Consider the following 25,177-nt stretch of genomic DNA (forward strand, 5'->3'; position numbering starts at 1 on the left):
TGCGATGGGTCTGTGGCTCGGAAAATCTTCGTTGATCCTGGCCTCGCAGAGCAGTGCGCGAAAGATGCTGTTGGCCAATGCCGGGCTCGAGTTCAAGGCGATCACGGCTGATATCGACGAGCGCGGTATCCAAGCCGCCTCCGGCCTTTCGAGTCCGCGCGAGATCGCCCTGCTGCTGGCGCGCGAAAAGGCCAAGGCAGTCTCGGCCCATTACGCCGGAAGCTACGTCATCGGTGCGGATCAAACGCTGGCGCTTGGCGATCGCCTCTTCAACAAGCCTGCGGGGCGCCTCCAGGCGTTGGCACAGCTGCGCGATCTCTCCGGCCATAGCCATGAGCTGAATTCCGCCGTGACGATAGCACGCGATGGTGAGATCATCTTCGAGGACGTTTCGGTCGCCCGCCTCTCCATGCGGCAGATGACCGACGCCGAGCTTTCGGCCTATCTCGACACCGCCGGCGATGCCGTCACCACCAGCGTCGGTGGCTATCAGCTCGAAAGCCTGGGTATCCACTTGTTCGAGCGTATCGAGGGCGACCACTTCACCATTCTCGGCCTGCCGTTGCTGCCGCTGCTTGCATTCCTGCGGCGCGAACAGCTAATTGCGGTGTGAATGGCAGATATGGCTGGGCGCTGATGCGGATCCTGGGACTGACCGGCTCGATCGGGATGGGCAAATCCACCACCGCGAAATTATTCGCGGAGGCCGGCGTGCCCGTCTACGATGCCGATGCGGCCGTCCATCAGCTCTATGAGGGCGAGGCTGCGCCCGCAATCGAGGCCGCCTTCCCCGGCACCACCGCGAACGGCAAGGTCGATCGGCCAAAGCTGTCGGCGCGTGTGGTGCACGATGCTGCCGCCATCAAGCAGCTCGAGCAGATCGTCCACCCGATGCTCGGCGTTTCCCGGAAAAAATTCTTCGCCGACGCCGAAGCGGCCAACGCGCCGGTCGTGGTGCTGGACATTCCGCTGCTGTTCGAGACGGGTGGCGAGACGCGGGTCGATGCCGTGGTCGTGGTGACGACGTCTCCGGAACTGCAGCGCGAGCGGGTGCTGGCGCGCGGTACGATGGACGAGGCCAAGCTCGACGCCATCATCGCCAAGCAGACACCCGACGCGGAAAAGCGCAAGCGCGCCGATTTCGTGGTGGATACGTCACACGGGCTCGATCCGGTGCGCGCCCAAATCGCGCACATCCTCGCCGAGGTCGTTAAGATGCCGCAGCGGCGAGCCTGATTCGCCGCCTTACACGGCTTGCTAGATCATGCGCGAAATCGTTCTCGACACGGAAACCACCGGCCTCGACCCGCTGCGGGGAGACCGCCTGGTCGAAATCGGCTGCGTCGAGATGCTCAATCGCATGCCGACGGGGCAGAGTTTCCACGTCTACATCAATCCCGAAAGGGACATGCCGGCGGAAGCCTTTGCGGTGCACGGGCTGTCGGCTGAGTTTCTGGCGACGAAGCAGCTGTTTCACGAGGTCGTCGACGAGTTTCTGGAATTCATCGGCGACGCTCCGCTGGTGATCCACAACGCCTCGTTCGACATCAGCTTCATCAATGCCGAGCTCGACCGGATCAAGCGCACGGCGATCCCGCGTGAGCGGCTGGTCGATACGCTGCTGCTGGCACGGCGCAAGCATCCCGGCGTGTCGAACCGGCTCGATGATCTCTGCTCGCGCTATGCGATCGACAATTCACGCCGCACCAAGCACGGCGCGTTGCTCGACGCCGAGTTGCTTGCGGAAGTCTATGTGGATCTGGTCGGGGCGCGGCAATCGCAACTGCTGCTGGCTTCGGAAACCGAGGAGACTCGCGCCAATGGGGCTTCCGATGCGCCGCGGCGGCAGCGGCCAGTGCCACTCGCGCCGCGGATTTCAGGCGCCGAGCGCGAGGCCCACCGGACCTTCATCGCAACGCTCGGCGACAAGGCGATCTGGAACGAGTTCCTGCCCGCTCCAGCTGCCCCTTCGGCTGGTTAGGCCTGGCCGCTCGGCTGAGCGGCCATTTGCCGCTCCATGTTCTGACGATAGAGACCGACGAAGTCGACCGGATCCAGCATCAGGGGCGGGAACCCGCCGTCGCGCACGGCAGTCGCGATGATCTCACGGGCGAACGGGAACAGCAGGCGCGGGCATTCGATCATGACCAGCGGATGCAAATTGTCCTTCGGCACGTTGGAGATACGGAACACGCCGGCATAAGCGAGCTCGAACGAGAACATGATCTTGCCGGCGGTCTCGGCCTTGCCCTCGACCGACAGCGTTACCTCGAACTCCTGTTCACTCAGGTTGTTGGCGCTGACATTGATCTGGATGTTGATCTGGGGCGGCTGGCTCTGCTGCTGGAGCGAGCTGGGCGCATTCGGATTTTCGAACGAGAGGTCCTTGGTATATTGCGCCAGGACGTTGAGCTGGGGAGCCTGGGCCGCCTCGGGAGGGGTGCCGTTACCGTTGGTCATAAGAATGTCTCCTTACCCGATTGGGGCTGAATTTCGCGGCGGTTGGCTAACATAGGGCCGCCTCGTTCCACAAGGACGAACGGTCCCGGATGGGGAATTCAGGCCACGCCCACAACTGTGACGTTGACCCCGCCGATCCAGCGAAACTGCGCCTTAAACGATTGAAGATGCGCGATTTCCGGGCAGGATCGGGTTTCCCCTTAAGCATAAAACGCGCTACAGTCGATGCTGTGCCAAAAGGCGCCATTGGCCCGGCAAGATTTCGTGCCTACATCCCACGGACCTGACGCGCGGACCCAAAATGGTGATGTAGACTTGCCGTTCCCGTATGGAACGGTCTACTGGCCGGATCGATTTTCCCGGCATGACCCCTTCGAGACGGCCTCTTTCTACAGAAGACCAGAAAGCGAATACGACGTGGACATCTACACCATCATCTTCCTGGCGCTGGCGGTCTTCATCTTTCTGAGGCTGCGCAGCGTGCTGGGGCAGCGCACGGGTAACGAGCGGCCGCCGTTCGACCGCAACGCGCTCCAGGGTGCCCAGGACAAGAACGTCGTCACCATGCCAGGCAAGGTCATCGACCAGGCCCCCTTGGCGCCGACGGCCGAGCCGACCCCGCCCTCCGACCGCTGGAAGGGCCTGACCGAGCCGGGCACCGTGCTCGCCCAGGGTCTCGACGCCATCGTCGAGAAGGATTCCGCCTTCGATCCGCGCCATTTCATCTCCGGCGCCCGCGGCGCCTATGAGATGATCGTGCTGGCCTTTGCCAATGGCGACCGCCGTTCGCTGAAAGACCTGTTGTCGTCGGAGGTCTATGAAAGCTTCGATGCCGCAATCAAGGAGCGCGAGAAGAACGAGCAGAAGACCGAGACGCGCTTTGTCTCGATCGACAAGGCCGAGCTCGTCGGCGCCGAGCTGCGCGACCGTACCGCCCAGCTCACGATCCGCTTCGTCTCGCAGATGATCTCGGCGACCCGAGACAAGGCCGGCAACATCGTCGACGGCAGCGCCGATACGGTCGCCGACATCACCGACATCTGGACTTTCGCCCGCGACATCACCTCTCGCGATCCGAACTGGAAGCTGGTTGGCACCGGAAGCGCGAATTAAGGCTTTCCTGAAGGCCAGCGCGACGGCGCTTTGCGCCGGTGTCGTCGTGCTTTCGTCGTTTTCACTCGGAGCCGAGGCGGCGCGGCGCCACTATCGCAGCCATCACCGTCATCTCCCGGAATTGCCTGCCGCGCCGCCGCGCGCCTTGCCGTATCCGCAGCTTCCCCTGCCGTTCGAAATTCCCGGCGCGCAATATCTGCCGCTGGCCTGGGCCGATGTAAAGGGCTGGAGCGACGACGATCATCTCGCCGCCTACAAGACGTTTCGCGCGAGCTGCCGTCCGATCAGCGCGCAGACCGGCGCTGCCGAACCGAAGGCTTTGGGCGCCTCGCTGGGCGAACCCTGCCGGGTCGCCAAATCGCTCGAGCTTACCGACGACGCCAGGGCCAAAACCTACTTCGAGGAGAATTTTGCGCCGCTGCGAATCTCGCGCCTCGGCGAGCCCGACGGTTTCGTCACCGGCTATTACGAGCCGGTGCTGGAGGGATCGCGCACGCAGACCGACGTCTACAACGTCCCGGTCTATCGCCGTCCCTCGAACTTGTTCGTGCGCGGCTACAAGCAGGATTCGGTCAGCCTGCCCAACAAGGGCCCGGTCTATCGCAAGATCGGCCGCCGCAAGCTCGTGCCCTATTACGACCGCGGCGAGATCGAGGACGGCAAGATCGCCGGCCGCGGACTCGAGATTGCCTGGTTGAAGGACCCAACCGATCTGCTGTTCGCCCAGATTCAGGGCTCGGCGCGGATCAAGTTCGACGACGGCGGCACGGTTCGGCTCAATTACGACGCCTATAACGGCTATCCCTATACGGCGGTCGGTCGCATCCTGATCGAGCGCGGCATCATTCCGAAGGAAGAGATGTCGATGCAGAAGATCAGGGAGTGGATGGCGCAGACCCCGGATGGCGCCAGGGAGCTGCGGCGCCAGAACCGCTCCTACATCTTTTTCCGCGAGGTCAATCTGTCCGACAAGGACGAGGCGGTCGGCGCGCAAGGTATTCCGCTGACGGCCGGCCGCTCGATCGCGGTCGACAAATCGCTTCACGTCTACGGCACCCCGTTCTTCATCGAGGGCGAACTGCCGATCGATTCCGAACGCGCGAAGACGCCGTTCCATCGGTTGATGATCGCGCAGGACACAGGCTCGGCCATCATCGGTCCTGCGCGGGCCGATCTCTATTTCGGCGCGGGCCAGGAGGCCGGCCGGGTCTCCGGGCGGCTGCGCCATGCCATGCATTTCGTGATGCTGGTGCCGAAGGACCTCGATCCCACGGCGCGCGGCTCGCGGCTCCCGGTGCCGGATCCGCGGCCCTCGGAGAAGATCGCAAAGCTGTTTCCGCAAACGGAGCCTGCGAAGGACAAACCGGCGGCTCCGGCCGCAGCCGCGACACAAGGCAAAGGTGAGACGGTCGCCGTTGCCAACCCGGTCCCGCTGCCGGCGCCGCGTCCCGTGATAGAGCCCGTTCGCGAGCCGCGGCGGCCGGTGAAAAATCGTCCCCATCGGCAGCAATGAAGCGATCGTCCCGTCCGCCCGTGCTGGAGCCTCGTCCCTCGCCGCGCCGTCGCGCGCTGAGCGAGGAAGAACGCGCGCTGTGGGACACGGTCGCAAAACAGGTCAAGCCGCTGAGGAAGTATCGCGCGGCGAAATCGCAAGCTGCGTCACGCACGGAGCCTTCACCCGCCGCGCCTGCCGCGCGGCCCGCGCCATCGCCGCGTCCGATCGCTGCCGTCCCGGCGCCGCGCATCGCAAAACCGGCCATTCCACCGCTGGCGCCGCTTGGGAAGCGTGAGCGCACAAAACTGTCGCGCGGGCGAAGCGAGATCGAGGCACGGCTCGATCTGCATGGCATGACCCAGATGCGCGCCCATCGCGCGCTGACCGGATTCCTGCACCGCGCTCACCATGACGGCCTGACCTTCGTGCTCGTCATCACCGGCAAGGGCCGCAGCGGCGGCGAAAGCGGCGTGCTCCGCCGCCTGGTGCCGGAATGGCTGAGCCTGCCGGAATTCCGCGCCGTCGTCGTGGGGTTTGAAGAGGCCGGTATCGGCCATGGCGGCGAGGGCGCGCTTTACGTGCGGGTTCGCCGGGCGAGATTTTAGAGAGCATGATCCGGAAAAGTGGGCACCGGTTTTCCGACCAGATCATGCTTGGCTAAAACGGCCGCACGATTCCGACGCGTGGGACCAGCGTGAGGACCAGGCCGAAGATATTTGTCTTCTGATCTTCCGCCGGAATCAGCGGCGTCTCGCGTGCGGCGGGCAGCATCTTCACCGCGTGCAGGATCAGGAACATGCAGACTGCCCAGTTCGAGATCCAGCGCGAATAGTCGAACACCATCGCGAACATCACGAGACAGGCGAGGCTGACGCCGGCGAGCGCCGCGATCACGAGCCGGCGGTGCGTGTCGCTTGCGAGCGCGGCGATCAGGTTCGCAAAATAGCGCCACAGCGGTGTGTGCAGCCAGATCAGCAGCGCGAACACGGGCACGCCGAAGATGTTGTGCGGCAGGCGGCCCCAAGTGTCGGAAACCTCCTGCGCCAGCGGCTGGTACCAGATGTATGCGAATTGCAGCAGGTCGGTCCGCGACGGATCGGCCATCCGGGTTTTCAGATACGCCACGAAATCCGCCTCCGGGATCGGCATCGTTCCCAGAAACTGCGCGGCGAAGAACAGCGCGGAGACGGCAAGCAGGGCAATGATGCCGAACGCGACATTGGTGCGATCGCAGCCGTAGGTCAGATAGTGCCTGATCACGACGATGGTGATGATGGTCGGCACATACATCAGGAGATGGATGTGGTGGATCAGGACGAGAACGATCGAGAACAGCGCAGCTAGCGCCACGAACAGCAGCGAGCCGGCCGGCGCCAGCAGGAGGATGATCGCCAGCGCGCAGCCATAGATGTCGAAATGGCCGAGCGTGTGCATGAAGTTCTTGAGGAAGAACGGCGAGCCCGCGATGAAGACGAACGTCGGCAATGTCTTCGCGGTGAAGCCGAACGTCTTCTGGAATAGTCTTGCGTACAGTCCCAGCGTCACCAGCCATGTCGCGCCGCCGAGCGCGAACACCAGCCACACCGGAACCTTGTCGGTGAACAGCGCGACGATCGCCCCGATCAGCGCGCGCTTGATGAAGCCGAAATGGTAGTCGACGAGGAGGTGGATGTAGGGGACGTAAGGCGGCAGCTGGATCTTGTGAACGAAGACGCCGACGATGACTGCCGCGTTGATCGCGAACAGGAGACGCCAGGGGTTTTGCAGGAAGTTAGCGTGCATGTGGCACCCTGCCCGCACAAACCTCCGCTGTCGTCCCCGGCCTGGTGCGCAATTGCGCACGGGGGGCCGGGACCCATACCCACGACTGTTTGCTTTGAGCCAAGGCTGGAGCCGCTATCTTTATCCAACAATAATCATTGGTGGTTATGGGTCCCGGCTTTCGCCGGGACGACAGCCAGTTGATAGCGCGGCCGCCCGGAATTACAAAATGAACCGGCTCAGATCCGCGTTCTTGGCGAGGTCGCCGACGTGCTTCTGCACGAAATCGGCGTCGACCCTGATGGTCTCGCCGCTGCGGTCGGGGGCGGTGAAGGAGATCTCGTCCAGCACCCGCTCCATCACGGTCTGCAGCCGCCGCGCGCCGATGTTCTCGACGGTGGAATTCACGGCCACCGCGACGTCCGCCAGCGCGTCGATGGCGTTGTCGGTGATGTCGAGCGTGACGCCCTCGGTCTGCATCAGCGCGACATATTGCTTGATCAGCGAGGCCTCGGGCTCGGTCAGGATGCGGCGCATGTCGTCGCGGGTCAGCGCCTGCAGCTCGACGCGGATCGGCAGGCGGCCCTGCAGTTCCGGCAACAGGTCGGACGGCTTTGCGACGTGGAAGGCGCCTGAGGCAATGAACAGGATGTGGTCGGTCTTCACCGCGCCGTGCTTGGTCGAGACCGTGGTGCCCTCGATCAGGGGCAGCAGGTCGCGCTGCACGCCCTCGCGCGAGACGTCGCCGCCGGCGCGGCCTTCGCGGGCGCAGATCTTGTCGATCTCGTCCAGGAACACGATGCCGTTGTTCTCGACCGCGCTGATCGCCTCCTGCGTCAGCTGATCGCTGTCGAGCAGCTTGTCGGATTCCTCGTTGACGAGGATCTCGTGCGAGCTCTCCACCGTCAGCCGCCGCGTCTTGCTGCGTCCGCCCAGCTTGCCGAAGATGTCGCCGATCGAAACCGCGCCCATCTGCGCGCCGGGCATGCCCGGGATCTCGAACATCGGAAAGCCGCTGCCGCCGCCTTGCGTCTCGACCTCGATTTCCTTGTCGTTGAGCTCGCCGGCGCGCAGCTTCTTGCGGAAGGAGTCCCGCGTTGCGGCGCTGGCATTGGCACCGACCAGGGCGTCGAGCACGCGCTCCTCGGCGGCAAGCTGCGCGCGTGCCTGCACGTCTTTCCGCTTGCGTTCGCGGACCTGGGCGATCGCGACCTCGACGAGATCGCGCACGATCTGCTCGACGTCGCGGCCGACATAGCCGACCTCGGTGAATTTCGTCGCCTCCACCTTCAGGAACGGCGCGTTGGCCAGCTTTGCGAGCCGCCGGGCGATCTCGGTCTTGCCGACGCCGGTGGGGCCGATCATCAGGATGTTCTTCGGCAGCACCTCTTCGCGCAAGGAGCCGGAGAGCTGTTGCCGTCGCCAGCGGTTGCGCAGCGCGATCGAGACCGCGCGCTTGGCATCGGCCTGGCCGACGATGAAACGGTCGAGTTCGGAAACGATTTCGCGGGGGGAGAAGTCTGTCATGGGACCTTAGCTAGGATCAGATGCGGGGCGGGACAAGCCGCTTTTTTGCCGTCAGATGATCGGCGGACCCGATTGCCATTGTTTCACCGCCTCGATCGGATGGATCAGCATCAGGATATTGAGCGTCAGATTGTCGCGAATATGGAGCGCCAGCATGATTTCGAAGGCGAGCCCGAGCAGGACGGTCACTGATACGGGTAGCAGGCGCGCGGCGAGGAAGCCCAGCATCATGGACAGATTGTCCGAGACCGAATTGACGATACTGTCGCCGAAATAATCCAGCGAGATCGTGCCGGCGCGATAGCGTTCGATGATGAAAGGCGAGTTCTCGACGATCTCCCAGGCGCCTTCGATCAGCATCGCGATGATCAGCCGTGCCGGCCAGGAAAGACGCAGCAACGGCAGCCGCGCGAACAGCAGCCAGGTCAAGCCGTAGAACAGGAAGCCGTGCAGGATGTGCGAGAAGGTGTACCAGTCGGCGATGTGCTGCGAGTTCTCCGAGCTGTTCACCACGCCATGCCACAGCTTGACATAGCCGCAGGTGCAGATCGGCACCCGCCCCATCGCAAACAGGATCGAAGCCTGCAGCGCCAGCAGCAGCGCGATGCCGACCCAGGCGAGCGGTGGAAACGCAGCCTTGCTCCCGTGCACGGTTGTCAGCGTCATGGCTCGCGCACCATCAGGAGTGCCGGCCCGTCGGGCGTCTCGACCATGCGATCGCGGACAAAGCCGGCCTTCTCATAGGCGCGCACGGCGCGCAGGTTGCGCGGGTCGGGATCGGTGACGATGCGCGGCAGGCCTTGCCGCAACTGCTCGTTGGCGAATTGGCGGATGAATGCCGAACCGTGGCCGCGCGCGATCATGTCGCTTTCGCCGATGAATTGATCGGTGCCACGGGTGCCCTCCGGTTGCGGCCCAAGACCCGTATTCCAGGCTGTCAGGCGGTAGCATTGAAGATAGCCGAACGGCTTGCCGCCGGCCAACACGATGAACTGGTCCATGTCCGGCTCATCGAGGTCGCCGCTGACGAGCGCGAACTGCTCGTCCGGGTCGCCCCACCATTCCCGCACATGCGCCGCGCCGAGCCATCGCCGGATCAGCGGCAGGTCGGTCACGGTCATCGGGCGGAAGGTATAGGCGGGGGCCATGGCCTAGCCGGCCGACAGCGCTTCGATGGTTACATTGCGGTTGGTGTAGACGCAGATGTCGGCGGCGATGTCGAGCGAGCGGCGGACGATGGCTTCGGCATCCTTGTCGGTGTCGAGCAGGGCGCGGGCGGCCGACAGCGCGTAATTACCGCCCGAGCCGATCGCCATGACGCCGGCCTCGGGCTCCAGCACGTCGCCGGTGCCTGTCAGCACCAGGGAGACGTCCTTGTCGGCCACGATCATCATGGCCTCCAGCCGCCGCAGATAGCGGTCGGTGCGCCAGTCCTTGGCGAGCTCGACCGCGGCCCGGGTCAATTGCCCCGGATATTGCTCGAGTTTGGCTTCCAGACGCTCAAACAGCGTGAAGGCGTCGGCCGTGGCGCCGGCAAAGCCGCCGATGACGTCGCCCTTGCCGAGTTTCCGGACCTTTTTGGCATTGGACTTGATCACGGTCTGGCCGATCGAGACCTGGCCGTCGCCGCCGACCACCACCGTGCCGCCCTTGCGGACCGTCAAAATCGTGGTGCCGTGCCAGACCGGCGAGCTGTTTGGGGAGTCCTGCATGAATGATCCTCGTTGTCCGGGCTGATTTAGGCGGTCGGGAGCGGAGGCACAACGGGCCGCTCCGGGCCCAATTTCGCTCACCATAGGCAGAAGTAGAGGCCCGGGCAGCCGTTCCCGCAGTAGCGAAGGCGTCATTTGGCTGTTAAAAGACCGGCGTTTTCGGCCCCGAACGTGGATGAAAGCTAGTTTTGATGCGCACCGCGACGATCAAGCGCAAGACCAAGGAAACCGACATCGAGGTCACTGTGAACCTCGATGGCTCCGGCGTGTCCAATATCGCGACCGGCATCGGCTTTTTCGACCATATGCTCGATCTCCTCGCCCGCCATTCCCGCATCGACCTCACGGTCAAGGCGGTGGGCGATTTGCACATTGATCATCACCATACCACCGAAGACACCGGCATCGCGCTCGGCCAGGCGGTCAAGCAGGCGCTCGGCAACATGGCGGGCATCACCCGCTATGCCGGCGTGCACATGCCCATGGACGAGACGCTGTCGCGCGTGGTCATCGACATTTCGGGCCGCCCGGTGCTGGTGTTCAAGGTCGACTTCCCCCGCGACAAGATCGGCGAGTTCGATACCGAGCTGGTGCGCGAGTGGTTCCAGGCCTTTGCCATGAACGCCGGCGTGACTCTCCACGTCGAGACCCTATATGGCGATAACAGCCACCATATCGCCGAGTCCTGCTTCAAGGGTCTGGCGCGGGCGCTGCGGACGGCCGTTGCGATCGATCCGAAGGCGGTGGGCGAAATCCCGTCCACCAAGGGCTCGCTCGGCGGCTGACATCTCGGGCCGGCGGCACGCGCCGCTTGCGGTATCACTGAATTCTTGAGAACGGGGCATCACCATGCCTGTCTACACAGTTCATGCTCCTTCCCCTGCCGGAGCCGATCTGCGCGCGACCGACAAGTTCGTCTTCGTGCGCGACGGCTTCCATTTCTGGGCGATGATCTTAGGCCCGTTCTGGCTGCTGTGGAATCGGCTGTGGCTGGCGCTGATCGGCTGGGTGATCTTCGTTGCCGCATTCAACGCCGGGCTGTCCAGCCTCGGCGTCGGACGCAGCTCGATCTTCTTTGCCGACATCATCGTCGCGCTGCTGATGGGTTTCGAGGCCTCTAGCCTGCGCCGCTGGACGCTGTCGCGCGGTAAATGGCGGCAGCTCGACGTGGTGATTTCCGACGACGAAGACACCGCCGAGCGCCGCTTCTTCGAGCGCTGGAGCCAAAAGCAGCGCGGCATCGTCAACGATCAATGGGCCGTCGATCGCGGCGGCCCGCCGCCGACCCGCAACGTGCCGGGTCAGCAATTCTCCAACCCGCCGCCGATGCCGGCGGGTGGCATCATTGGTTTGTTTCCAGAACCGGGAGGGTCAAGATGAGCGTCGCCATCATCGATTACGGTTCCGGCAATCTGCATTCGGCCGCCAAGGCGTTCGAGCGCGCCGCGCGCAGCATGGAGAACCCGCAAAAGGTCTTCGTCACCAGCGATCCGGACCAGGCCTACAGCGCCGACCGCCTGGTGCTGCCGGGCGTCGGCGCCTTCGCCGATTGCCGGCGTGGGCTCGATGCCGTCAACGGCATGGTCGAGGCGATCACCGAGGCCGTGCGGGTCAAGGCGCGGCCGATGTTCGGCATCTGCGTCGGCATGCAGCTGTTCGCCACCCGCGGCAAGGAGCATGTCATCACGCAAGGCCTGAACTGGATCGCCGGCGACGTCGAGAAGATCACGCCGCGCGACGAGAATCTGAAGATCCCGCACATGGGCTGGAATACGCTCGATGTGCTGCGCGAGCATCCGGTGCTGAACAAGCTGCCGCTCGGCCCCAAGGGCCAGCACGCCTATTTCGTGCACTCCTATCACCTCAATGCCGCCAACGAGGCGGACGTGCTCGCGCGCGCCGACTACGGCGGGCCTGTCACCGCGATCGTCGGCAAGGACACCGCAATCGGTACGCAGTTTCACCCCGAGAAGAGCCAGCGCTTCGGTTTGGCCCTGATCTCGAACTTTTTGCGATGGAAACCGTGATTCTCTTTCCCGCGATCGACCTCAAGAACGGCCAATGCGTGCGCCTCGAACAGGGCGACATGGCGCGCGCGACCGTGTTCAACCTCAATCCCGCCGCGCAGGCCGAGAGCTTTGTCGAGCAGGGCTTTGAGTATCTCCACGTCGTCGATCTCGACGGCGCGTTTGCCGGCAAGCCGGTCAATGCGCAGGCCGTCGAGGCGATGCTGAAGACGATCAAGATCCCTGTGCAGCTCGGTGGCGGCATTCGCGATCTCGCGACTGTCGAAGCCTGGCTCGACAAGGGCATCACCCGTGTCATCATCGGCACCGCCGCGGTGCGCGACCCCGAATTGGTGAAGGCTGCCGCAAGGAAATTCCCCGGCCGCGTCGCAGTCGGGCTCGATGCACGTGACGGCAAGGTCGCGGTCGAAGGCTGGGCCGAGACCTCGCAGGTGACGGTGCTGGAGATCGCTCAGCGATTCGAGGATGCCGGCGTTGCCGCCATCATCTTCACCGACATCGCGCGCGACGGCCTGCTCAAGGGCTTGAATCTCGATGCGACCATCGCGCTGGCCGACGCCATCTCGATTCCCGTGATCGCCTCCGGCGGCCTCGCCTCGATCGAGGACGTCAAGGCGATGCTGACGCCGCGCGCCGGGAAGCTTGCTGGTGCGATCGCCGGTCGCGCGCTTTACGATGGCCGCCTCGAACCCGCAGCCGCCCTCACTTTGATCCGCAACGCGCGCGCCGCCTAGGAGCTGACACATGTTCAAGGTGCGCGTGATCCCCTGCCTCGACGTCAAGGACGGAAGGGTCGTCAAGGGCGTCAACTTCGTTGACCTGCGCGATGCCGGCGATCCCGTCGAAGCGGCGATCGCCTATGACGCCGCCGGCGCCGACGAGCTTACGTTTCTCGACATCACCGCGACCCATGAGAACCGCGGCATCATGCTGGACGTGGTCCGGCGCACCGCGGAGGCCTGCTTCATGCCCCTCACCGTCGGCGGCGGCGTGCGTGAGGTCAACGACATCAAGACGCTGTTACGCGCGGGCGCCGACAAGGTCTCGATCAACAGCGCCGCGGTGTCGCGGCGCGAGTTCGTCAAGGAAGCTGCCGAGAAATTCGGCGGGCAATGCGTGGTGGTCGCGATCGACGCCAAGCGGGTCAAGCGCGCCGGTGGCGGAGAGCGCTGGGAGATCTTCACCCATGGCGGGCGCAACTCGACCGGCATCGACGCCATCGAATATGCCCAGGAAGTGGTCTCGCTCGGCGCCGGTGAAATCCTGCTCACCTCGATGGATCGCGACGGCACGAGGCAGGGTTTTGACATCCCGTTGACCCGGGCGGTCGCCGACAGCATTCCCGTTCCCGTGATCGCTTCGGGCGGCGTCGGCAATCTCGACCACCTCGTCGACGGTATTCGCGACGGCCACGCCACCGCCGTGCTGGCCGCCTCGATCTTCCACTTCGGGGAATTCACCATCCGCGAAGCCAAGGAGCACATGGCCCGGCGCGGGCTGGCGATGCGCCTCGATGCCTGACGACTCCCGTCCATAAAAATGCTACATGATCGGCGGGGACCGGCTTATCCCGCCAGATAACCGGCCAATAATCTGGCCAAGGCGCGTTTTCCGAGTATTTTGTATGCCGCGTTTCACGATCCACGATCTGGCCGAGACCATCGACGCCCGCGCGGCAGCGGATGGCGAGGTGTCCTATACCCGCAAGCTCCTCGACAAGGGCGCCGAACATTGCGCCAAGAAGTTCGGTGAGGAAGCAGTCGAAACAGTAATCGCAGCAGTCGAAAACGATCGCGCGCATCTGATCGCTGAAGGCGCCGATCTGCTCTATCATTTTCTTGTGCTGCTCAAGGTCCGCGGCGTAAAGCTGGAAGAGGTCGAAGCCGCGCTGGACAAGCGGACGAATATGTCAGGGTTGGAAGAGAAGGCGTCGCGCAAAAGCGGCACCTAGCCGAGGTGGAAAGATCGCGTCATGGATATTCGCGCACCCGAGCAGCAGTATAATCCGTACCGCGTCTATACGCGCGAGCAATGGGCGCGGCTGCGCGACGACACGCCGATGACCCTGGAGCCGGGCGAGTTCGATCGCCTGCGCTCGCTGCATGACCGGCTCGATTTCCAGGAAGTCGAGGACATCTACCTGCCGCTGTCGCGCCTGCTGTCGATCTATGTCGATGCGATGCAGCGGCTTTATTACGCGGAGCGCCAGTTCCTCAACATCCGCGACCGCAAGATGCCCTATGTCATCGGGGTCGCCGGCTCGGTCGCGGTCGGAAAATCCACCACGGCCCGCGTGCTTCAGGCGCTGCTGGCGCGCTGGTCGCCGCGCCCCAAGGTCGAGCTGATCACCACCGACGGATTTCTGTATCCCAACGCCGTGCTGGAGCGGCAGGGCATCATGCAGAAGAAGGGTTTTCCGGAGAGCTACGACCTGCCGCTGCTGCTCAGCTTTCTCTCCGACATCAAGGCCGGCCGCCGCCATGTGCGCGCGCCGGTCTATTCGCATTTGACTTACGACATCGTGCCGAACCAGTGGGCCGAGATCGACCAGCCCGACATCCTGATCGTCGAGGGCGTCAACGTGCTGCAAACCGGCAAGCTGCCGCGCGACGGCAAGGCCGTGCCTGTGGTCTCCGACTTCTTCGATTTCTCGGTCTATATCGACGCCGACGAAGCCGCGCTGCGACAATGGTACATCCGGCGGTTCCTGTCGCTGCGCGACACCGCGTTCACCAATCCAAAATCCTACTTCAACCGCTACGCGTTGCTGTCGGACGAGGAAGCCACCGCTACCGCGATCGCGATCTGGGAACGCACCAACCTCGCCAATCTCGAGGACAATATCCTGCCGACCCGCCCCCGCGCGACGCTGATCCTGAAAAAGGGCGCCGATCACACGGTGGCGAGCGTGGCGCTCAGGCGGCTGTAATCGCGGCGATCACGGGTCTAGCGCGCCCGCGCAGAGTGTCTCCGCGCCGCGGTTTATGGCTTATGCCGCATACCGTTCGGGTCGGCCGGATTCGGCGCTCGGCTGACTGCCGGGCCGTGACCCGACATGACCGTCATTTCCGGACCTCCTGTTGCGCTTTCGAGCTGATGAAGATGTGCCACGCCGTGAGAAACATTGCGGCGACGAGTGGGCCGATGACGAACCCGTTCGCTCCGAAAGCCGCAAGGCCGCCCAAGGTGGCGAGCAGCACGACATAGCTCGGCATTTGGATCGACTGGCCGACCAGGATCGGGCGGAGAAAATTGTCCGCAAGACCGATCACGAAGGTCCCGAAAGCGAGCAGGATGATCCCTTTCGTGACTGAGCCTGCCACGAGCAAGTAGAGTGCGACCGGAACCCAAACCAGGGCGGAGCCGAGCACGGGCAGGAGCGAGAGCAGCGCCATGAGGGCGCCCGCGAGCAGCGGCGCAGTCAAGCCGAGCAGCCAGAAAATCAGCCCGCCAAGCGCCCCCTGAATCAGGGCAACGAGAACGATCCCTTTGATCGTCCCGCGAACCGCGAGGGTGAACGCATTCAGAATCTCGGTGGTGTGGCTCGGCCGCAGCGGGAGCGCGTCGCGGATCCGTGCGTTGAGCTCGTCACCATCGCGGAGCAGGAAGAACAGCAGGTACAACATCACGAGCAAGCTTGCGACGAACTCCAGCGTCAACTGACCGATATTGATGGCGTGCCCCGCCAGCTGTTGGCCGGCAGGGACGACCAGACTCGACAGACGTTCCTTCAGGGCCGAAAAATCGATGCCGGCCAAGCGATCCGACAGGGAAGCGGCCCAATCGGGCAGCGCGGATTTCAGCTGCTGCAGGGGATGAGCGAAACTGATCTCCCCGCTCTGAGCGCGCTGATATAGCTCCCCACCCTGGTCGATGAGCGAGGCGATGACGACCGCCACGGGGATGAGGACCATGACGATCACGACGACCACAGTGAACGATGCGGCAAGGTTGCGCCTTCCCGGAAGGCTTTCCAGGGCGCGTCGATAGAGTGGCGCGAAGATGATCGCCAGAAGCGTGGCCCACAACAACGCGCCGGAGAACGGCCAAAGCACCCACCCGAACGCAAGGGAGATCGCGGCAAGCAAGATGAGGAATGAGCGGTCTTCCGATGTTCTCACGTGTTCGCCAGCCCTTCTGTTGCCAGAGCATGATCCGGACCCGAAGGACCGCGCCAGCGCAAAGTGCTAAGCGGGTGTCCCGCGCGACCAACGCGGAACGCGTCCGCGCGGAGACCGTGCTCGAACAATAACCCAAAAGCGCGATGACGTTTCCCTGATCTCATGGCGCTTTGGTCATAAGACCTCGGTATCACAGGATCGAGGCGGAGCGGCAAGTCATCCCGGACCCATCGCCGCTCGCCCGGCAGTCCGGGCCGGATGTCCGGGCCGTCACTTGTCTGCTTTCGCGTTCCAGTCGGCGAGCTTGATGCGTCCTGCAAAGGTTGCGGGACCCGAGCTGCCGGCCTTGTAGACGAAAGCTTCGCCTTCCTGCACGTCCCCGGCGTCCTTGCCGAAGGCATCGGCGATGTTGGTCTTGTGCGTAACGAGGAACGTGTTGGTGCCAGGCTTCGGAACCGCATCGACGAGCTGACGCACGGCCTGTCCGGCTTTTGCATTTGCACCGGTCGGGTTCGCCATTCCCGATGCGCTGGCGTTGCTGCTGTCCGTCAACGCATCGACCGGCCTGACCTCGCGGCCGGAGATCAGTTTTCCCGCCTCGACCGCGCGGTTCAGCCGGCTGGTGTAGACGTCGCCGATCGGGATCGCGAGTTCCTTGATGGCCGTCCCGATCTGGCGCGCCATGTCCCGGCCCTTTTCACTGAGCTGACGCTGGGCACTCATGTCGTCGAATCTGAAAGGGTAGACATCCTTTTGGCTGTCGTCGGTGGCGGTGTGCCGAAACACCAGCACGTAGCCGCCTTGCTTGAGCGAGGCGACCAGGTCCGAGCTATCGGCCGCGGCGGCCGGGGTGGATCCAGAAAGAAGGACAATGGCAGCGAGGCGGTAAAACAAGTTCATGTCCGACATCCTCTTCTTGAAAACGACCCCCCGAGGATGGTGACGTGCAGCGGGGTCGATTTCAATTATCGAATATCGACGGATATGAAGTTTCCGTTCGCGGAAACGTCGAGCTGCCCTGGATCAAACGGCCAGGTGCCGCGACGCCGCCAGTCCGGCCAGCGCCTCTTCCAGCTTCTCGCGATCGAGCGGCTTGATCAGAAACCCGTTCATGCCTGCTTCAAAGCAGGCGTAGCGATCTTCCACCAGCGTATTGGCGGTGAGCGCGAGGATCGGCGTGTGGTGGCCGCCTTTGGCTGCCTCATGCGCGCGGATACGTTTTGTCGCTTCGATGCCGTCGAGCTGCGGCATCTGGATGTCCATCAGCACGAGATCATAGGGCGTTCCGGCCGATGACGCGCCGAGCCAGGATTCCAGCGCGGCCTCGCCATGCACGGCGATGACGACGCGGTGGCCGAGCTTCGTCAGCAGCGAGCGCATCAGCAGCGCGTTGATCTCGTTGTCTTCGGCGACGAGAATTGACAGGCCTTTCGCCGGTACCGCGCCGGTGGATTGGGCCGATGGCTCCGGCGCGAGATCGGGCGAGGGGACCTCCGGGGTCAGCGCGAGGCGTGCGGCGAGTGAGGCCGCGCGTAGCGGCTTCACCAGAAAGCCGGTGAAAGCCGGCGAGACTTTCTCGTGGCGCGAGCCCGACGTCAGCAGCACGAGGCGTTGCAGCGCGTGCCTGCGTGCGGTTTCGCCGAGGCGGTCGGCGACGGCGGCGCCAAGTGCACGATCAATCAGCACCGAATGCCATGAGCGTTCCGGCAGCAGCGCTTCCGCCACCGCCGCGTCCGTTACCATGCAGGTCTGGCCACCCCAGCGCTCCAGCCGCCGCGCGATCAGGGAGGCCTCGATACCGTCGGCGATCAGCAGGATCGACTTGCCCGCGAGATCAGGACTCGGGAACGTCGTCTGTTCCGCATCGACGTGCTTTGACGCGAGTGGAATCGCGACCTCGAAGGTCGAACCCTTGCCCGGCTCGCTCGTGAGCGTGATGCGGCCGCCCATGCGCTTGACGATGCGCTCGCTGATGGCAAGACCCAGGCCGGTGCCGCCATAGGTGCGCGCGACGCGTTCGTCGGCCTGCTCGAATTCGCGGAAGATGCGCTGTTGCGCTTCCGGCGCGATGCCGACGCCGGTGTCGCGCACCAGAAAGCTGATCTCGTTCGGCCAGATGCCGGGCTCGACGATCAGCGCAACGCCGCCACTCGCAGTGAACTTGATGGCATTGCCGGCGAGGTTGAGCAGCACCTGGCGCAGCCGCGCGGCGTCGCCGACCACTTCGAGCGGCAGGCGCTCGTCGACATAGGCGGCGATCTCGAGCTTCTTTGCCTGCGCGCGGGGCGCGAGCAACTCGGTGATCTCCTCGATCAGGGCCGAGAGCGCGAAGGGACGCTGCTCGAGATCGAGCTTGCCGGCTTCGATCTTGGAATAGTCGAGCAGCTCCTCGATCAGCGCCATCAGCGCTTCGCCGGAGGTCTTCACGGCCTTGGCGTAGGTCGACTGCTCCGGCGTCAGCGTGGTGTCGAGCAGCAGCCCGCCCATGCCGATGATGCCGTTGAGCGGCGTGCGGATCTCGTGCGACGCCATGGCCAGGAAGCGCGATTTGGCGCGGTTGGCGGCGTCGGCCTGGTCGCGGGCGTCGGACAGCGCACGCTCGGTCTCGGTGCGGTCGGTGACATCGCGTCCGACGCTCTGCAATTCGGCGGGCTGGCCGGCGTCGAGGCGGACATAGCCCTCGCGCCAGGCGATCCAGCGCGCGCCGAGCGGGGTTGCGATCTTCTGGTCGTGAATGCGCGTGCCGTTGCTCTCGCGGGCGCTGTCGCCCTGCTCCAGCACGTCGAAATCAAAGCGCGTGCCGACCAGTGCGCCGCGCGCCTGCGCTGCGAGCGCGCAATAGGCCTCGTTGGCAAAGGTGACGCGGCCGCTCGTGTCGCGCAGCACGATCAAGTCGCCCTGCTGTTCGAACAGGCTGCGGGCGCGTTCTTCCGCTTCCTTCAGCTCCCAATTGCGGTCGATCAGCGCTTCGTTGTGGGCGGCCAGCGCGCGCATCCGCTTGTTGACGAAGCGCAGGCGCATGCTGAGCGTGGCGAGGCCGAGGCAGGCGAGCGCGAACAGGAAGCTGGCGCCGATCGCAAACGCATTGGGATCGTAGCCGGAAGTCTCGGACCGGCTGCCGGAGACGAAACCATAGGCGCCGCCGAAGGTCGCCGAGAAGATCATGATGGAGCGGATCGCGAAGGCGATTTTGGGGTACTGTCGCCTGAAGCGGCGCATGCGCACCTTGATCCGGAACGTCCGACCCATCGCCACCGACCCGACTCTTTTCTTAAAACCCTGTGCTCGCTGTAAACGACGATGTGCCGCCGACCTTGCGAACAGTTTGAGGTATTGCGACCGCTTCCAAACAGGGTTGACGAGGCGTTAACGGTTCAGAGCGAGGCGGCTCAAAGCGAGGCGGACTGGAGATGGTGGTGGCCGCCGCGAGCGCCGACGATCAGCGCCGCCGCCTCGCGCTGCGAGAAGGTTTTCGAGCGCACATAGACGCGGTAATCCGCCGGCCCCTCAGTGGAGAGATAGATCACCTGACCGCCGTCGACGGGCTGTGCGGCAATCGAGATCAGGCGAGTCGAAGGGTTGGCCTGGCAGGACTCCAATTCCGAACCGAGGCCGTCGTCGACGACGGCGAAGTCCGCAGCGTCCGCATCCTCGGTGATCTGAACCCGCACCGTGGCGCGGGCGGGATCATCGGTGAAGGCGACATGCACGCCGGCGGTCCAGAACAGCGACGTCAGCTCGACCGAGGTGTCGCCCAGGGCGATGCAGGGATGTGAGACCGATCCGATCTCGCTGCGGGCAAACACCGCAGCCGCGAGCAGGGGAATAACCGAGGCCAGGATCTTGAAACGCAACATGACACGCTACTCGCCGGCCCCCGGGGAACTCGTGGCGGAAACTTGTGGGCCTTATGGTTTGCAGAGCGTAAAGGAAACTCGTTACCGCCGGGTTGATGCGCGTGACGCTCACGCGATCTGGCGCACATCCTCTGCGAGCGCGCGGTAGGACAGCGCCTCGGCGAGATGCAGCCGGCCGATCTTGTCGGCGCCGTCGAGATCGGCGAGCGTGCGCGCCACCCGCAGCACGCGGTGATAGCCGCGCGCCGACAGCCGCATGGTCTCGGCGGCGTCGCGCAGCAGCTTCTGGCCTTGCGCATCCGGCTTGGCGATCTCCTCCAGCACCGAGGCCGGCGCTTCGGCATTGGTACGGACCTGCGGCAAGCCGATATCCGCGTAACGCGCGAGCTGGATGTCGCGTGCCGCCGCGACGCGCGCTGCAACCTCGGCCGAGCCCCCTGCTGGCGGCGGCAGGATCAGGTCGGCCGCGGTCACTGCGGGAACCTCTATGCGCAGGTCGATGCGGTCCATCAATGGCCCCGAGATGCGGGCCTGGTAGTCGCCCGTGCAGCGATCGATGCGGCCGCGCTTGCAGGCATAGCCGGGCTCGAACGCATTGCCGCAGCGGCAGGGATTCATCGCCGCGACCAGCATGAAGCGGGCGGGATAAGTGACGCGGTGATTGGCGCGGGACACCGAGACCTCGCCGTTCTCCAGCGGCTGGCGCAGCGAATCCAGCACGCGCGGATCGAATTCGGGGAGCTCGTCGAGGAACAGCACGCCCTGATGCGCGAGCGAGATTTCGCCGGGCCTTGCGCGGATGCCGCCGCCGGTGAGCGCGGCCATGCTGGCGGAATGATGCGGCGAGCGGAACGGCCGCCGCGCCGTCAGCGCGCCGCCCTCGATCTCGCCTGCAACAGAAGCGATCATCGACACTTCGAGCAACTCGCCCGGCGACAGCGGTGGCAGGATCGAGGGCAGGCGTGCCGCCAGCATCGATTTGCCGGCGCCGGGCGCGCCGATCATGAGCAGGTGATGTCCGCCGGCGGCCGCGATCTCGAGCGCCCGCTTGGCACTCTCCTGTCCCTTGATGTCGCGCAGGTCGAGCGGCGATGCAGCGGCTTCATGCACCTTCGGCACAGGCCGCGACAGCACCTGCGTCCCCTTGAAGTGGTTGGCGATCTGGATGAGTGAACTTGCGGCAATGATCTGGATGTCCGGGCTCGCCCACGCCGCTTCCGAGCCGCAAGCCGCCGGACAGATCAGTCCCTCCTCGCGCACATTGGCGCCGATCGCGGCGGGAAGAACACCGGCCACCGGCGCGATCGATCCGTCGAGGCCAAGCTCGCCCAGAACGGTGAAGCCGGTCAGCGCATCCGGGGGGATCGCGCCGATCGCCCCCATCAGCCCGAGCGCGATCGGCAGGTCATAATGGCTGCCCTCCTTGGGCAGATCGGCGGGCGCGAGATTGACGGTGATCCGCCGCGCCGGAAGCGCCAGCCCCGAGGCGATCAGCGCCGAGCGGACCCGCTCGCGCGCCTCCGACACCGCCTTGTCCGGGAGACCTACGATCGCGAAGGCCGGCAGACCCGGCGCGACCTGCACCTGCACGTCGACCGCGCGGGCCTCGATCCCCTCAAAGGCGACGGTGGAAACCCGCTGAACCATGCCCGAACCAGCCTGCTCTCTTGCACAATTAGGGGTAGCAGAGCGGGCCGGTTCTTGCAAGAACAATACGGGAACGTGGTGAGGGGGCCTGCAAGCCCTAACCGACCGTAAACACGATGAAGACACTACGCCTCGAATGCGCGCGGCTCTCCTCAGCACATTCCAACGAATGTCCGCTACTCCTAGGGCTGCGGGATGGGCCGTGGTCTAACGGGTGAAGAATTCAAATGCTTGCAAATCGCCGGAGAAGCGAACGACGGATGTGCACGCGGCTCGCCAAGATTCATTTTGGCGCGGGTTCGCTGCCGCGGGACTGCACGATCACGGATATTTCGGATGGCGGTGTGAAAGTGGTGGCGGAATTTCTGGAAGTGCCGCCGCAATTCACCATCATCTTCGCGCCCGACTATTCCCGCCAGTGCCGCCTGCGCTGGCGCATCGGCTGCGAGTTCGGCGCTGAATTCACCGACTGAGCTACGGAAGCGCCCCGCCTTAACGGGACTTTAGCGTTAATCGGTAAGCATCTCTGATCAGTCGCCGAGTGATCAGAGTATGTCCAAGCGTTTGTCCGTCGCCTCTCCTCCGGCGAGATATCTGTTTTCCGCACTTCTGATCCTGGCCCTCGGCGGCTGTCAGACCACTGGCATCGAAGACATCACCGGCGCGCTCGGCGGAAAGTCGGAAACGGCTGGCAAGGCCGACGCCAAGGCGGACGTGAAGCCTGACATGGACGCGCTACGCGAGCGCTATCGCGCCAAGCCTGGCGATCCCAACATCGCGCTCGAATACGGCAAGGCGTTGCGCCAGACCGGGCAGCGTGCGCAGGCGCTGGCGGTGCTGGAGCAGGCGGTGCTCGCCCATTCCAACAACAAGGCGCTGCTCGCCGGCTATGGCCGCGCGCTCGCCGACAGCGGCAGTTTCCAGCAGGCGTTCGACGTCCTCGGCCGCGCGCATTCGCCCGAGGATCCCGACTGGCATATCCTGTCGGCGCAGGGCGCCGCGCTCGATCAGCTCGGCCGCAACGAGGAGGCGCAGCAATACTACTCCGCCGCGCTGAAGATCGTGCCGGACGAGCCGTCGGTGCTGTCCAATCTCGGACTGTCCTACATGCTCCAGAACAATCTGCCGCGGGCAGAGGAAACGATGCGCCGGGCGCACGAGCGCAATCCCGCCGATTTCCGCGTGCGCGCCAATCTCGCGCTCGTGCTGGGACTGGAAGGAAAGCAGGCCGAGGCCGAAACCATCGTGAAGGCCGACCTGCCGCCGGATCAGGCGGCGGCAAAGGTCACGGCGCTGCGGCAGTTGCTGGTGAAGAAGCAGCAGCGGGCGGACAAGTAACCCGCCGCCCGCGCGTGTCAGGATGCCTTGATCAGGATGCCTTGCGATGCGGGGCTGACCCGCGCCCCGACCTGCCCTTCAGCTTCTTCAGGAGCGGCCCGAACAGCGAGCGCTTCGGCTTCTTCACCTCGCCGCGCCCGGCGAGGCGGTTCGCCATGTTCTGGAACAGCTCGGTGGTGCGGTGGCTCTTGGAGACCTCCGCGATCATCTGGCCGTTGTTGGCCGCGGTCGAGAACAGCTTCGAATCGAACGGGATCACCGCGATCGGCTGGCTCTCCATGGTCTTGGCGAATGCCTTGACCTCGATCTCCGCCCGCTTGGGCATGCCGACCTGGTTGATGCAGTAGAGCGGCGGCCGGTCGTTCGGCCGCGCCGCCTTCAACACGCTCAGCATGTTCTTGGTGTTGCGCAGGTTCGCAAGATCGGGCTCGGCCACGATCACGATGTCGTCCGCGTTGACCAGCGCGCGCCGCGTCCAGCCCGACCATTGGTGGGGAACGTCGAGCACGATGCAGGGCGTGGTCATGCGCAGCGTGTCGAACACCGCGTCGAAGGCCTCCGCGCCGAAATCGTAGACGCGGTCGAGCGTCGCGGGCGCGGCGAGCAGGCTGAGCCGCTCGGTGCATTTGGAGAGCAGACGCTCCATCAGGGCCGTGTCCGGCCGATCCTGCGACAGCACCGCATTGGCGATGCCCTGCACCGGGTCCTGGTTGTAATCGAGACCCGCGGTGCCGAAGGCGAGGTCGAGATCGATCACGACGGAGTCGAGCGCGAGGTCACGGGCGATGGTCCAGGCCACGTTGTGCGCGACGGTGGAGGCGCCGACACCGCCCTTGGCGCCGACCACCGCGATGACGCGGCCGGTGATGATGGTTTCGGACGCCGAGAACAGGCTGCAGATCGAGCGAACGACGTCGAGCGTCTCGACCGGTCCCACCACATAGTCGTTGACGCCGCGGCGGACCAGCTCGCGATAGGGCGCGGTGTCGTTGGGATTGCCGATCACGACCACACGGGTGCCGGGATCGCAGACGCCGGCGAGGTCGTCGAGGCCCTCGAGGATGTCGCGCGTGCCGTCGGATTCGATCACGATGACGTTCGGCGTCGGCATCGTTTCATAGACTTCGATTGCCGCCGCGAGGCCACCGTCCTTGGCGGTGAGATGCGCCTTGGCGAGACGGCGATCCTGCCCGGCCGCGGTCACCGCGGCGAGCGTCTGCTCGGTCTCGCAAAAGGCCTGCACGGAGATGCGAGGAACCGGCGCAATGTGTTCCTCGGGGTGCTGCGGATCGTCCGCTTCTTCGTCGTGGACGCGTGTCATCTGCCTGTGTCGCTGAGTTTGGCCTTGTCGGCCTCTGGATTGGTGGTCGCGATCGGCGTGCCCTTGCGATAGCGCTCGAAGGCCATGTCACGCCGTGCGTTGTAGGCCGGCGTCTCGGACCGCGGCTGCTCGAGGTCGGCCGGATTGTCGATCATTGCCGCGAGGTTGCGCTGGTTGGCGCAGCCCAGATTGAAATAGGGCTGGTTCTCGTTGTAGCCGGGGTCGAGGATGGAGGGGCCGATATCTTCCGGCCACAGCCCGCAGGGGCCGGCGACTGCGGCGATCCGGGAATAGCTCAGGCGGATGGTGGGCAGCAGTCCGGGATCTTCGGGCCGATAGGGATGCTGGACGATGGCACGCGAGGGGACGCCGCCGGATGCGAGCACGGAACGGATTTCGTGATAGGTCGCTGCCGCCGCGCGCGAATTCGCGGCGTTGACGGGGACGTCGACGACGACCGAGCCGGTGCCTTCGCGCACCCAGTCCCGGGCAATGCCGGCGACGTCCGAGTGCTGTGCGGCCGAGAGGCCGCCGCGGGCCTTGCCGACGAAGATCACGATCGACTTCTTGGCTTCCTGCACCGCGATCGGGTGACGCTGGCGATAGTCGGTCGGCACCGTCTGGGTGACGATCTCGCCGGTGGTGTTGCAGGCGCCCAGCATGACGGAGAGCCCCGTCAGTGCCAGCGCGGCGCTCAACTTGCGACGTCGATCGGCCATGGTCTTCGTCATCGCTTCATCCCCTCTTGCCCCGTCTCTCGCCGGTCTCTTGCCCGTTCCCCAAGCCGTCCGTTCGTCA

The 25,177-nt window shown here is 64.7% G+C and carries 28 protein-coding genes; 15 read left to right on the forward strand and 13 right to left on the reverse strand.

Annotated elements, in window-relative coordinates:
• The first annotated feature begins 4 nt into the window (after window positions 1–4).
• Genes JQ591_RS05460 through dnaQ form a run of 3 tightly spaced genes read left to right on the forward strand, consistent with a single transcriptional unit; the run spans window position 5 to window position 1,981 of the window.
• Window positions 5–613 carry a Maf family nucleotide pyrophosphatase gene (locus JQ591_RS05460; protein WP_211395011.1) on the forward strand — a complete coding sequence of 203 codons (609 nt, stop codon included), beginning with the start codon at window positions 5–7 and terminating at the stop codon, window positions 611–613.
• A 23-nt stretch (window positions 614–636) separates the two neighbouring features.
• Window positions 637–1,236, forward strand: a complete 600-nt coding sequence (gene coaE / locus JQ591_RS05465; protein ID WP_211395012.1) for a dephospho-CoA kinase — start codon at window positions 637–639, stop codon at window positions 1,234–1,236.
• A gap of 28 nt (window positions 1,237–1,264) precedes the next feature.
• Window positions 1,265–1,981, forward strand: coding sequence for a DNA polymerase III subunit epsilon (dnaQ, locus tag JQ591_RS05470; protein ID WP_211395013.1), 717 nt, complete (start codon window positions 1,265–1,267; stop codon window positions 1,979–1,981).
• Here dnaQ and secB read toward each other — a convergent pair.
• Window positions 1,978–2,460 carry a protein-export chaperone SecB gene (gene secB, locus JQ591_RS05475; RefSeq protein WP_007598595.1) on the reverse strand — a complete coding sequence of 161 codons (483 nt, stop codon included), beginning with the start codon at window positions 2,458–2,460 and terminating at the stop codon, window positions 1,978–1,980. The genes dnaQ and secB overlap by 4 nt on opposite strands.
• A gap of 417 nt (window positions 2,461–2,877) precedes the next feature.
• On the opposite strand from secB, the gene JQ591_RS05480 reads away from it, so the two are divergent.
• Genes JQ591_RS05480 through JQ591_RS05490 form a run of 3 tightly spaced genes read left to right on the forward strand, consistent with a single transcriptional unit; the run spans window position 2,878 to window position 5,673 of the window.
• Window positions 2,878–3,573, forward strand: coding sequence for a Tim44/TimA family putative adaptor protein (locus JQ591_RS05480; protein WP_211395014.1), 696 nt, complete (start codon window positions 2,878–2,880; stop codon window positions 3,571–3,573).
• A complete protein-coding gene (mltA, locus tag JQ591_RS05485; RefSeq protein ID WP_211395015.1) occupies window positions 3,551–5,086 on the forward strand; it encodes a murein transglycosylase A in 1,536 nt (511 codons plus the stop codon). Before JQ591_RS05480 ends, mltA begins: the two co-directional genes overlap by 23 nt.
• A complete protein-coding gene (locus JQ591_RS05490; protein WP_211395016.1) occupies window positions 5,083–5,673 on the forward strand; it encodes a Smr/MutS family protein in 591 nt (196 codons plus the stop codon). Before mltA ends, JQ591_RS05490 begins: the two co-directional genes overlap by 4 nt.
• Before the next feature lie 52 nt (window positions 5,674–5,725).
• On the opposite strand, the gene JQ591_RS05495 is transcribed toward JQ591_RS05490, so the two are convergent.
• The 5 genes from JQ591_RS05495 to hslV all read right to left on the reverse strand — a co-directional run bounded on the left by JQ591_RS05495 (window position 5,726) and on the right by hslV (window position 10,068).
• Window positions 5,726–6,850, reverse strand: coding sequence for a hypothetical protein (locus tag JQ591_RS05495; RefSeq protein ID WP_211395017.1), 1,125 nt, complete (start codon window positions 6,848–6,850; stop codon window positions 5,726–5,728).
• 201 nt (window positions 6,851–7,051) lie between these two features.
• Window positions 7,052–8,356 (reverse strand): ATP-dependent protease ATPase subunit HslU, encoded by a 1,305-nt coding sequence (hslU, locus tag JQ591_RS05500; RefSeq protein WP_211395018.1) that lies wholly within the window; start codon window positions 8,354–8,356, stop codon window positions 7,052–7,054.
• A 51-nt stretch (window positions 8,357–8,407) separates the two neighbouring features.
• Window positions 8,408–9,022, reverse strand: coding sequence for a DUF2585 domain-containing protein (locus tag JQ591_RS05505; RefSeq protein ID WP_211395019.1), 615 nt, complete (start codon window positions 9,020–9,022; stop codon window positions 8,408–8,410).
• On the reverse strand, window positions 9,019–9,504 hold the full coding sequence (locus JQ591_RS05510; RefSeq protein ID WP_211395020.1) for a GNAT family N-acetyltransferase: 486 nt from the start codon (window positions 9,502–9,504) through the stop codon (window positions 9,019–9,021). Before JQ591_RS05510 ends, JQ591_RS05505 begins: the two co-directional genes overlap by 4 nt.
• A gap of 3 nt (window positions 9,505–9,507) precedes the next feature.
• A complete protein-coding gene (hslV, locus tag JQ591_RS05515; protein ID WP_211395021.1) occupies window positions 9,508–10,068 on the reverse strand; it encodes an ATP-dependent protease subunit HslV in 561 nt (186 codons plus the stop codon).
• A 191-nt stretch (window positions 10,069–10,259) separates the two neighbouring features.
• Between hslV and hisB the strand changes: the two genes are divergently transcribed.
• The 7 genes from hisB to coaA all read left to right on the forward strand — a co-directional run bounded on the left by hisB (window position 10,260) and on the right by coaA (window position 15,024).
• Entirely contained in the window at window positions 10,260–10,853 is a 594-nt protein-coding gene (gene hisB, locus JQ591_RS05520) for an imidazoleglycerol-phosphate dehydratase HisB (RefSeq protein ID WP_007604059.1), read from the forward strand.
• Window positions 10,854–10,917: 64 nt separating this feature from the next.
• Window positions 10,918–11,448 carry a DUF2628 domain-containing protein gene (locus JQ591_RS05525; RefSeq protein WP_211395022.1) on the forward strand — a complete coding sequence of 177 codons (531 nt, stop codon included), beginning with the start codon at window positions 10,918–10,920 and terminating at the stop codon, window positions 11,446–11,448.
• Window positions 11,445–12,095 carry an imidazole glycerol phosphate synthase subunit HisH gene (hisH, locus tag JQ591_RS05530; protein ID WP_211395023.1) on the forward strand — a complete coding sequence of 217 codons (651 nt, stop codon included), beginning with the start codon at window positions 11,445–11,447 and terminating at the stop codon, window positions 12,093–12,095. Before JQ591_RS05525 ends, hisH begins: the two co-directional genes overlap by 4 nt.
• Complete coding sequence (gene hisA / locus JQ591_RS05535) at window positions 12,092–12,829, forward strand: 1-(5-phosphoribosyl)-5-[(5-phosphoribosylamino)methylideneamino]imidazole-4-carboxamide isomerase (protein ID WP_211395590.1); 738 nt, start codon at window positions 12,092–12,094, stop codon at window positions 12,827–12,829. The genes hisH and hisA overlap by 4 nt, the downstream gene beginning before the upstream one ends.
• A 10-nt stretch (window positions 12,830–12,839) precedes the next feature.
• On the forward strand, window positions 12,840–13,616 hold the full coding sequence (hisF, locus tag JQ591_RS05540; protein WP_211395024.1) for an imidazole glycerol phosphate synthase subunit HisF: 777 nt from the start codon (window positions 12,840–12,842) through the stop codon (window positions 13,614–13,616).
• 103 nt (window positions 13,617–13,719) lie between these two features.
• Entirely contained in the window at window positions 13,720–14,046 is a 327-nt protein-coding gene (locus tag JQ591_RS05545) for a phosphoribosyl-ATP diphosphatase (protein WP_211395591.1), read from the forward strand.
• Between the two features lie 21 nt (window positions 14,047–14,067).
• Entirely contained in the window at window positions 14,068–15,024 is a 957-nt protein-coding gene (gene coaA / locus JQ591_RS05550; RefSeq protein WP_211395025.1) for a type I pantothenate kinase, read from the forward strand.
• A gap of 133 nt (window positions 15,025–15,157) precedes the next feature.
• Here the strand turns inward: coaA and JQ591_RS05555 are convergent, their stop codons facing one another.
• The 5 genes from JQ591_RS05555 to JQ591_RS05575 form a co-directional block, all read right to left on the reverse strand.
• Window positions 15,158–16,216 carry an AI-2E family transporter gene (locus tag JQ591_RS05555; RefSeq protein WP_211395026.1) on the reverse strand — a complete coding sequence of 353 codons (1,059 nt, stop codon included), beginning with the start codon at window positions 16,214–16,216 and terminating at the stop codon, window positions 15,158–15,160.
• 270 nt (window positions 16,217–16,486) lie between these two features.
• Window positions 16,487–17,116 (reverse strand): histidine phosphatase family protein, encoded by a 630-nt coding sequence (locus JQ591_RS05560; protein WP_211395027.1) that lies wholly within the window; start codon window positions 17,114–17,116, stop codon window positions 16,487–16,489.
• A 123-nt stretch (window positions 17,117–17,239) separates the two neighbouring features.
• Window positions 17,240–19,465: a PAS domain-containing hybrid sensor histidine kinase/response regulator gene (locus JQ591_RS05565; protein WP_211395592.1), complete on the reverse strand. Its 2,226-nt coding sequence runs from the start codon at window positions 19,463–19,465 to the stop codon at window positions 17,240–17,242.
• A 140-nt stretch (window positions 19,466–19,605) separates the two neighbouring features.
• Complete coding sequence (locus JQ591_RS05570; protein WP_211395029.1) at window positions 19,606–20,073, reverse strand: hypothetical protein; 468 nt, start codon at window positions 20,071–20,073, stop codon at window positions 19,606–19,608.
• A 108-nt stretch (window positions 20,074–20,181) separates the two neighbouring features.
• Complete coding sequence (locus JQ591_RS05575; protein ID WP_211395030.1) at window positions 20,182–21,720, reverse strand: YifB family Mg chelatase-like AAA ATPase; 1,539 nt, start codon at window positions 21,718–21,720, stop codon at window positions 20,182–20,184.
• A 227-nt stretch (window positions 21,721–21,947) separates the two neighbouring features.
• Here JQ591_RS05575 and JQ591_RS05580 point away from each other — a divergent pair, with 227 nt between their 5' ends.
• Together JQ591_RS05580 and JQ591_RS05585 are read left to right on the forward strand one after the other, a co-directional pair.
• Entirely contained in the window at window positions 21,948–22,193 is a 246-nt protein-coding gene (locus JQ591_RS05580; protein ID WP_007598461.1) for a PilZ domain-containing protein, read from the forward strand.
• A 79-nt stretch (window positions 22,194–22,272) separates the two neighbouring features.
• Window positions 22,273–23,058, forward strand: a complete 786-nt coding sequence (locus JQ591_RS05585; protein ID WP_211395031.1) for a tetratricopeptide repeat protein — start codon at window positions 22,273–22,275, stop codon at window positions 23,056–23,058.
• A gap of 31 nt (window positions 23,059–23,089) precedes the next feature.
• Here JQ591_RS05585 and JQ591_RS05590 read toward each other — a convergent pair whose 3' ends face one another.
• Both JQ591_RS05590 and JQ591_RS05595 read right to left on the reverse strand, forming a co-directional pair.
• Complete coding sequence (locus JQ591_RS05590) at window positions 23,090–24,379, reverse strand: AAA family ATPase (RefSeq protein WP_211395032.1); 1,290 nt, start codon at window positions 24,377–24,379, stop codon at window positions 23,090–23,092.
• Window positions 24,376–25,110, reverse strand: a complete 735-nt coding sequence (locus tag JQ591_RS05595; protein ID WP_211395033.1) for a CpaD family pilus assembly protein — start codon at window positions 25,108–25,110, stop codon at window positions 24,376–24,378. The genes JQ591_RS05590 and JQ591_RS05595 overlap by 4 nt, the downstream gene beginning before the upstream one ends.
• Window positions 25,111–25,177 lie beyond the last annotated feature (67 nt).

This window comes from Bradyrhizobium canariense, assembly GCF_018130465.1.
Classification (GTDB): Bacteria; Pseudomonadota; Alphaproteobacteria; order Rhizobiales; family Xanthobacteraceae; genus Bradyrhizobium; species Bradyrhizobium canariense_C.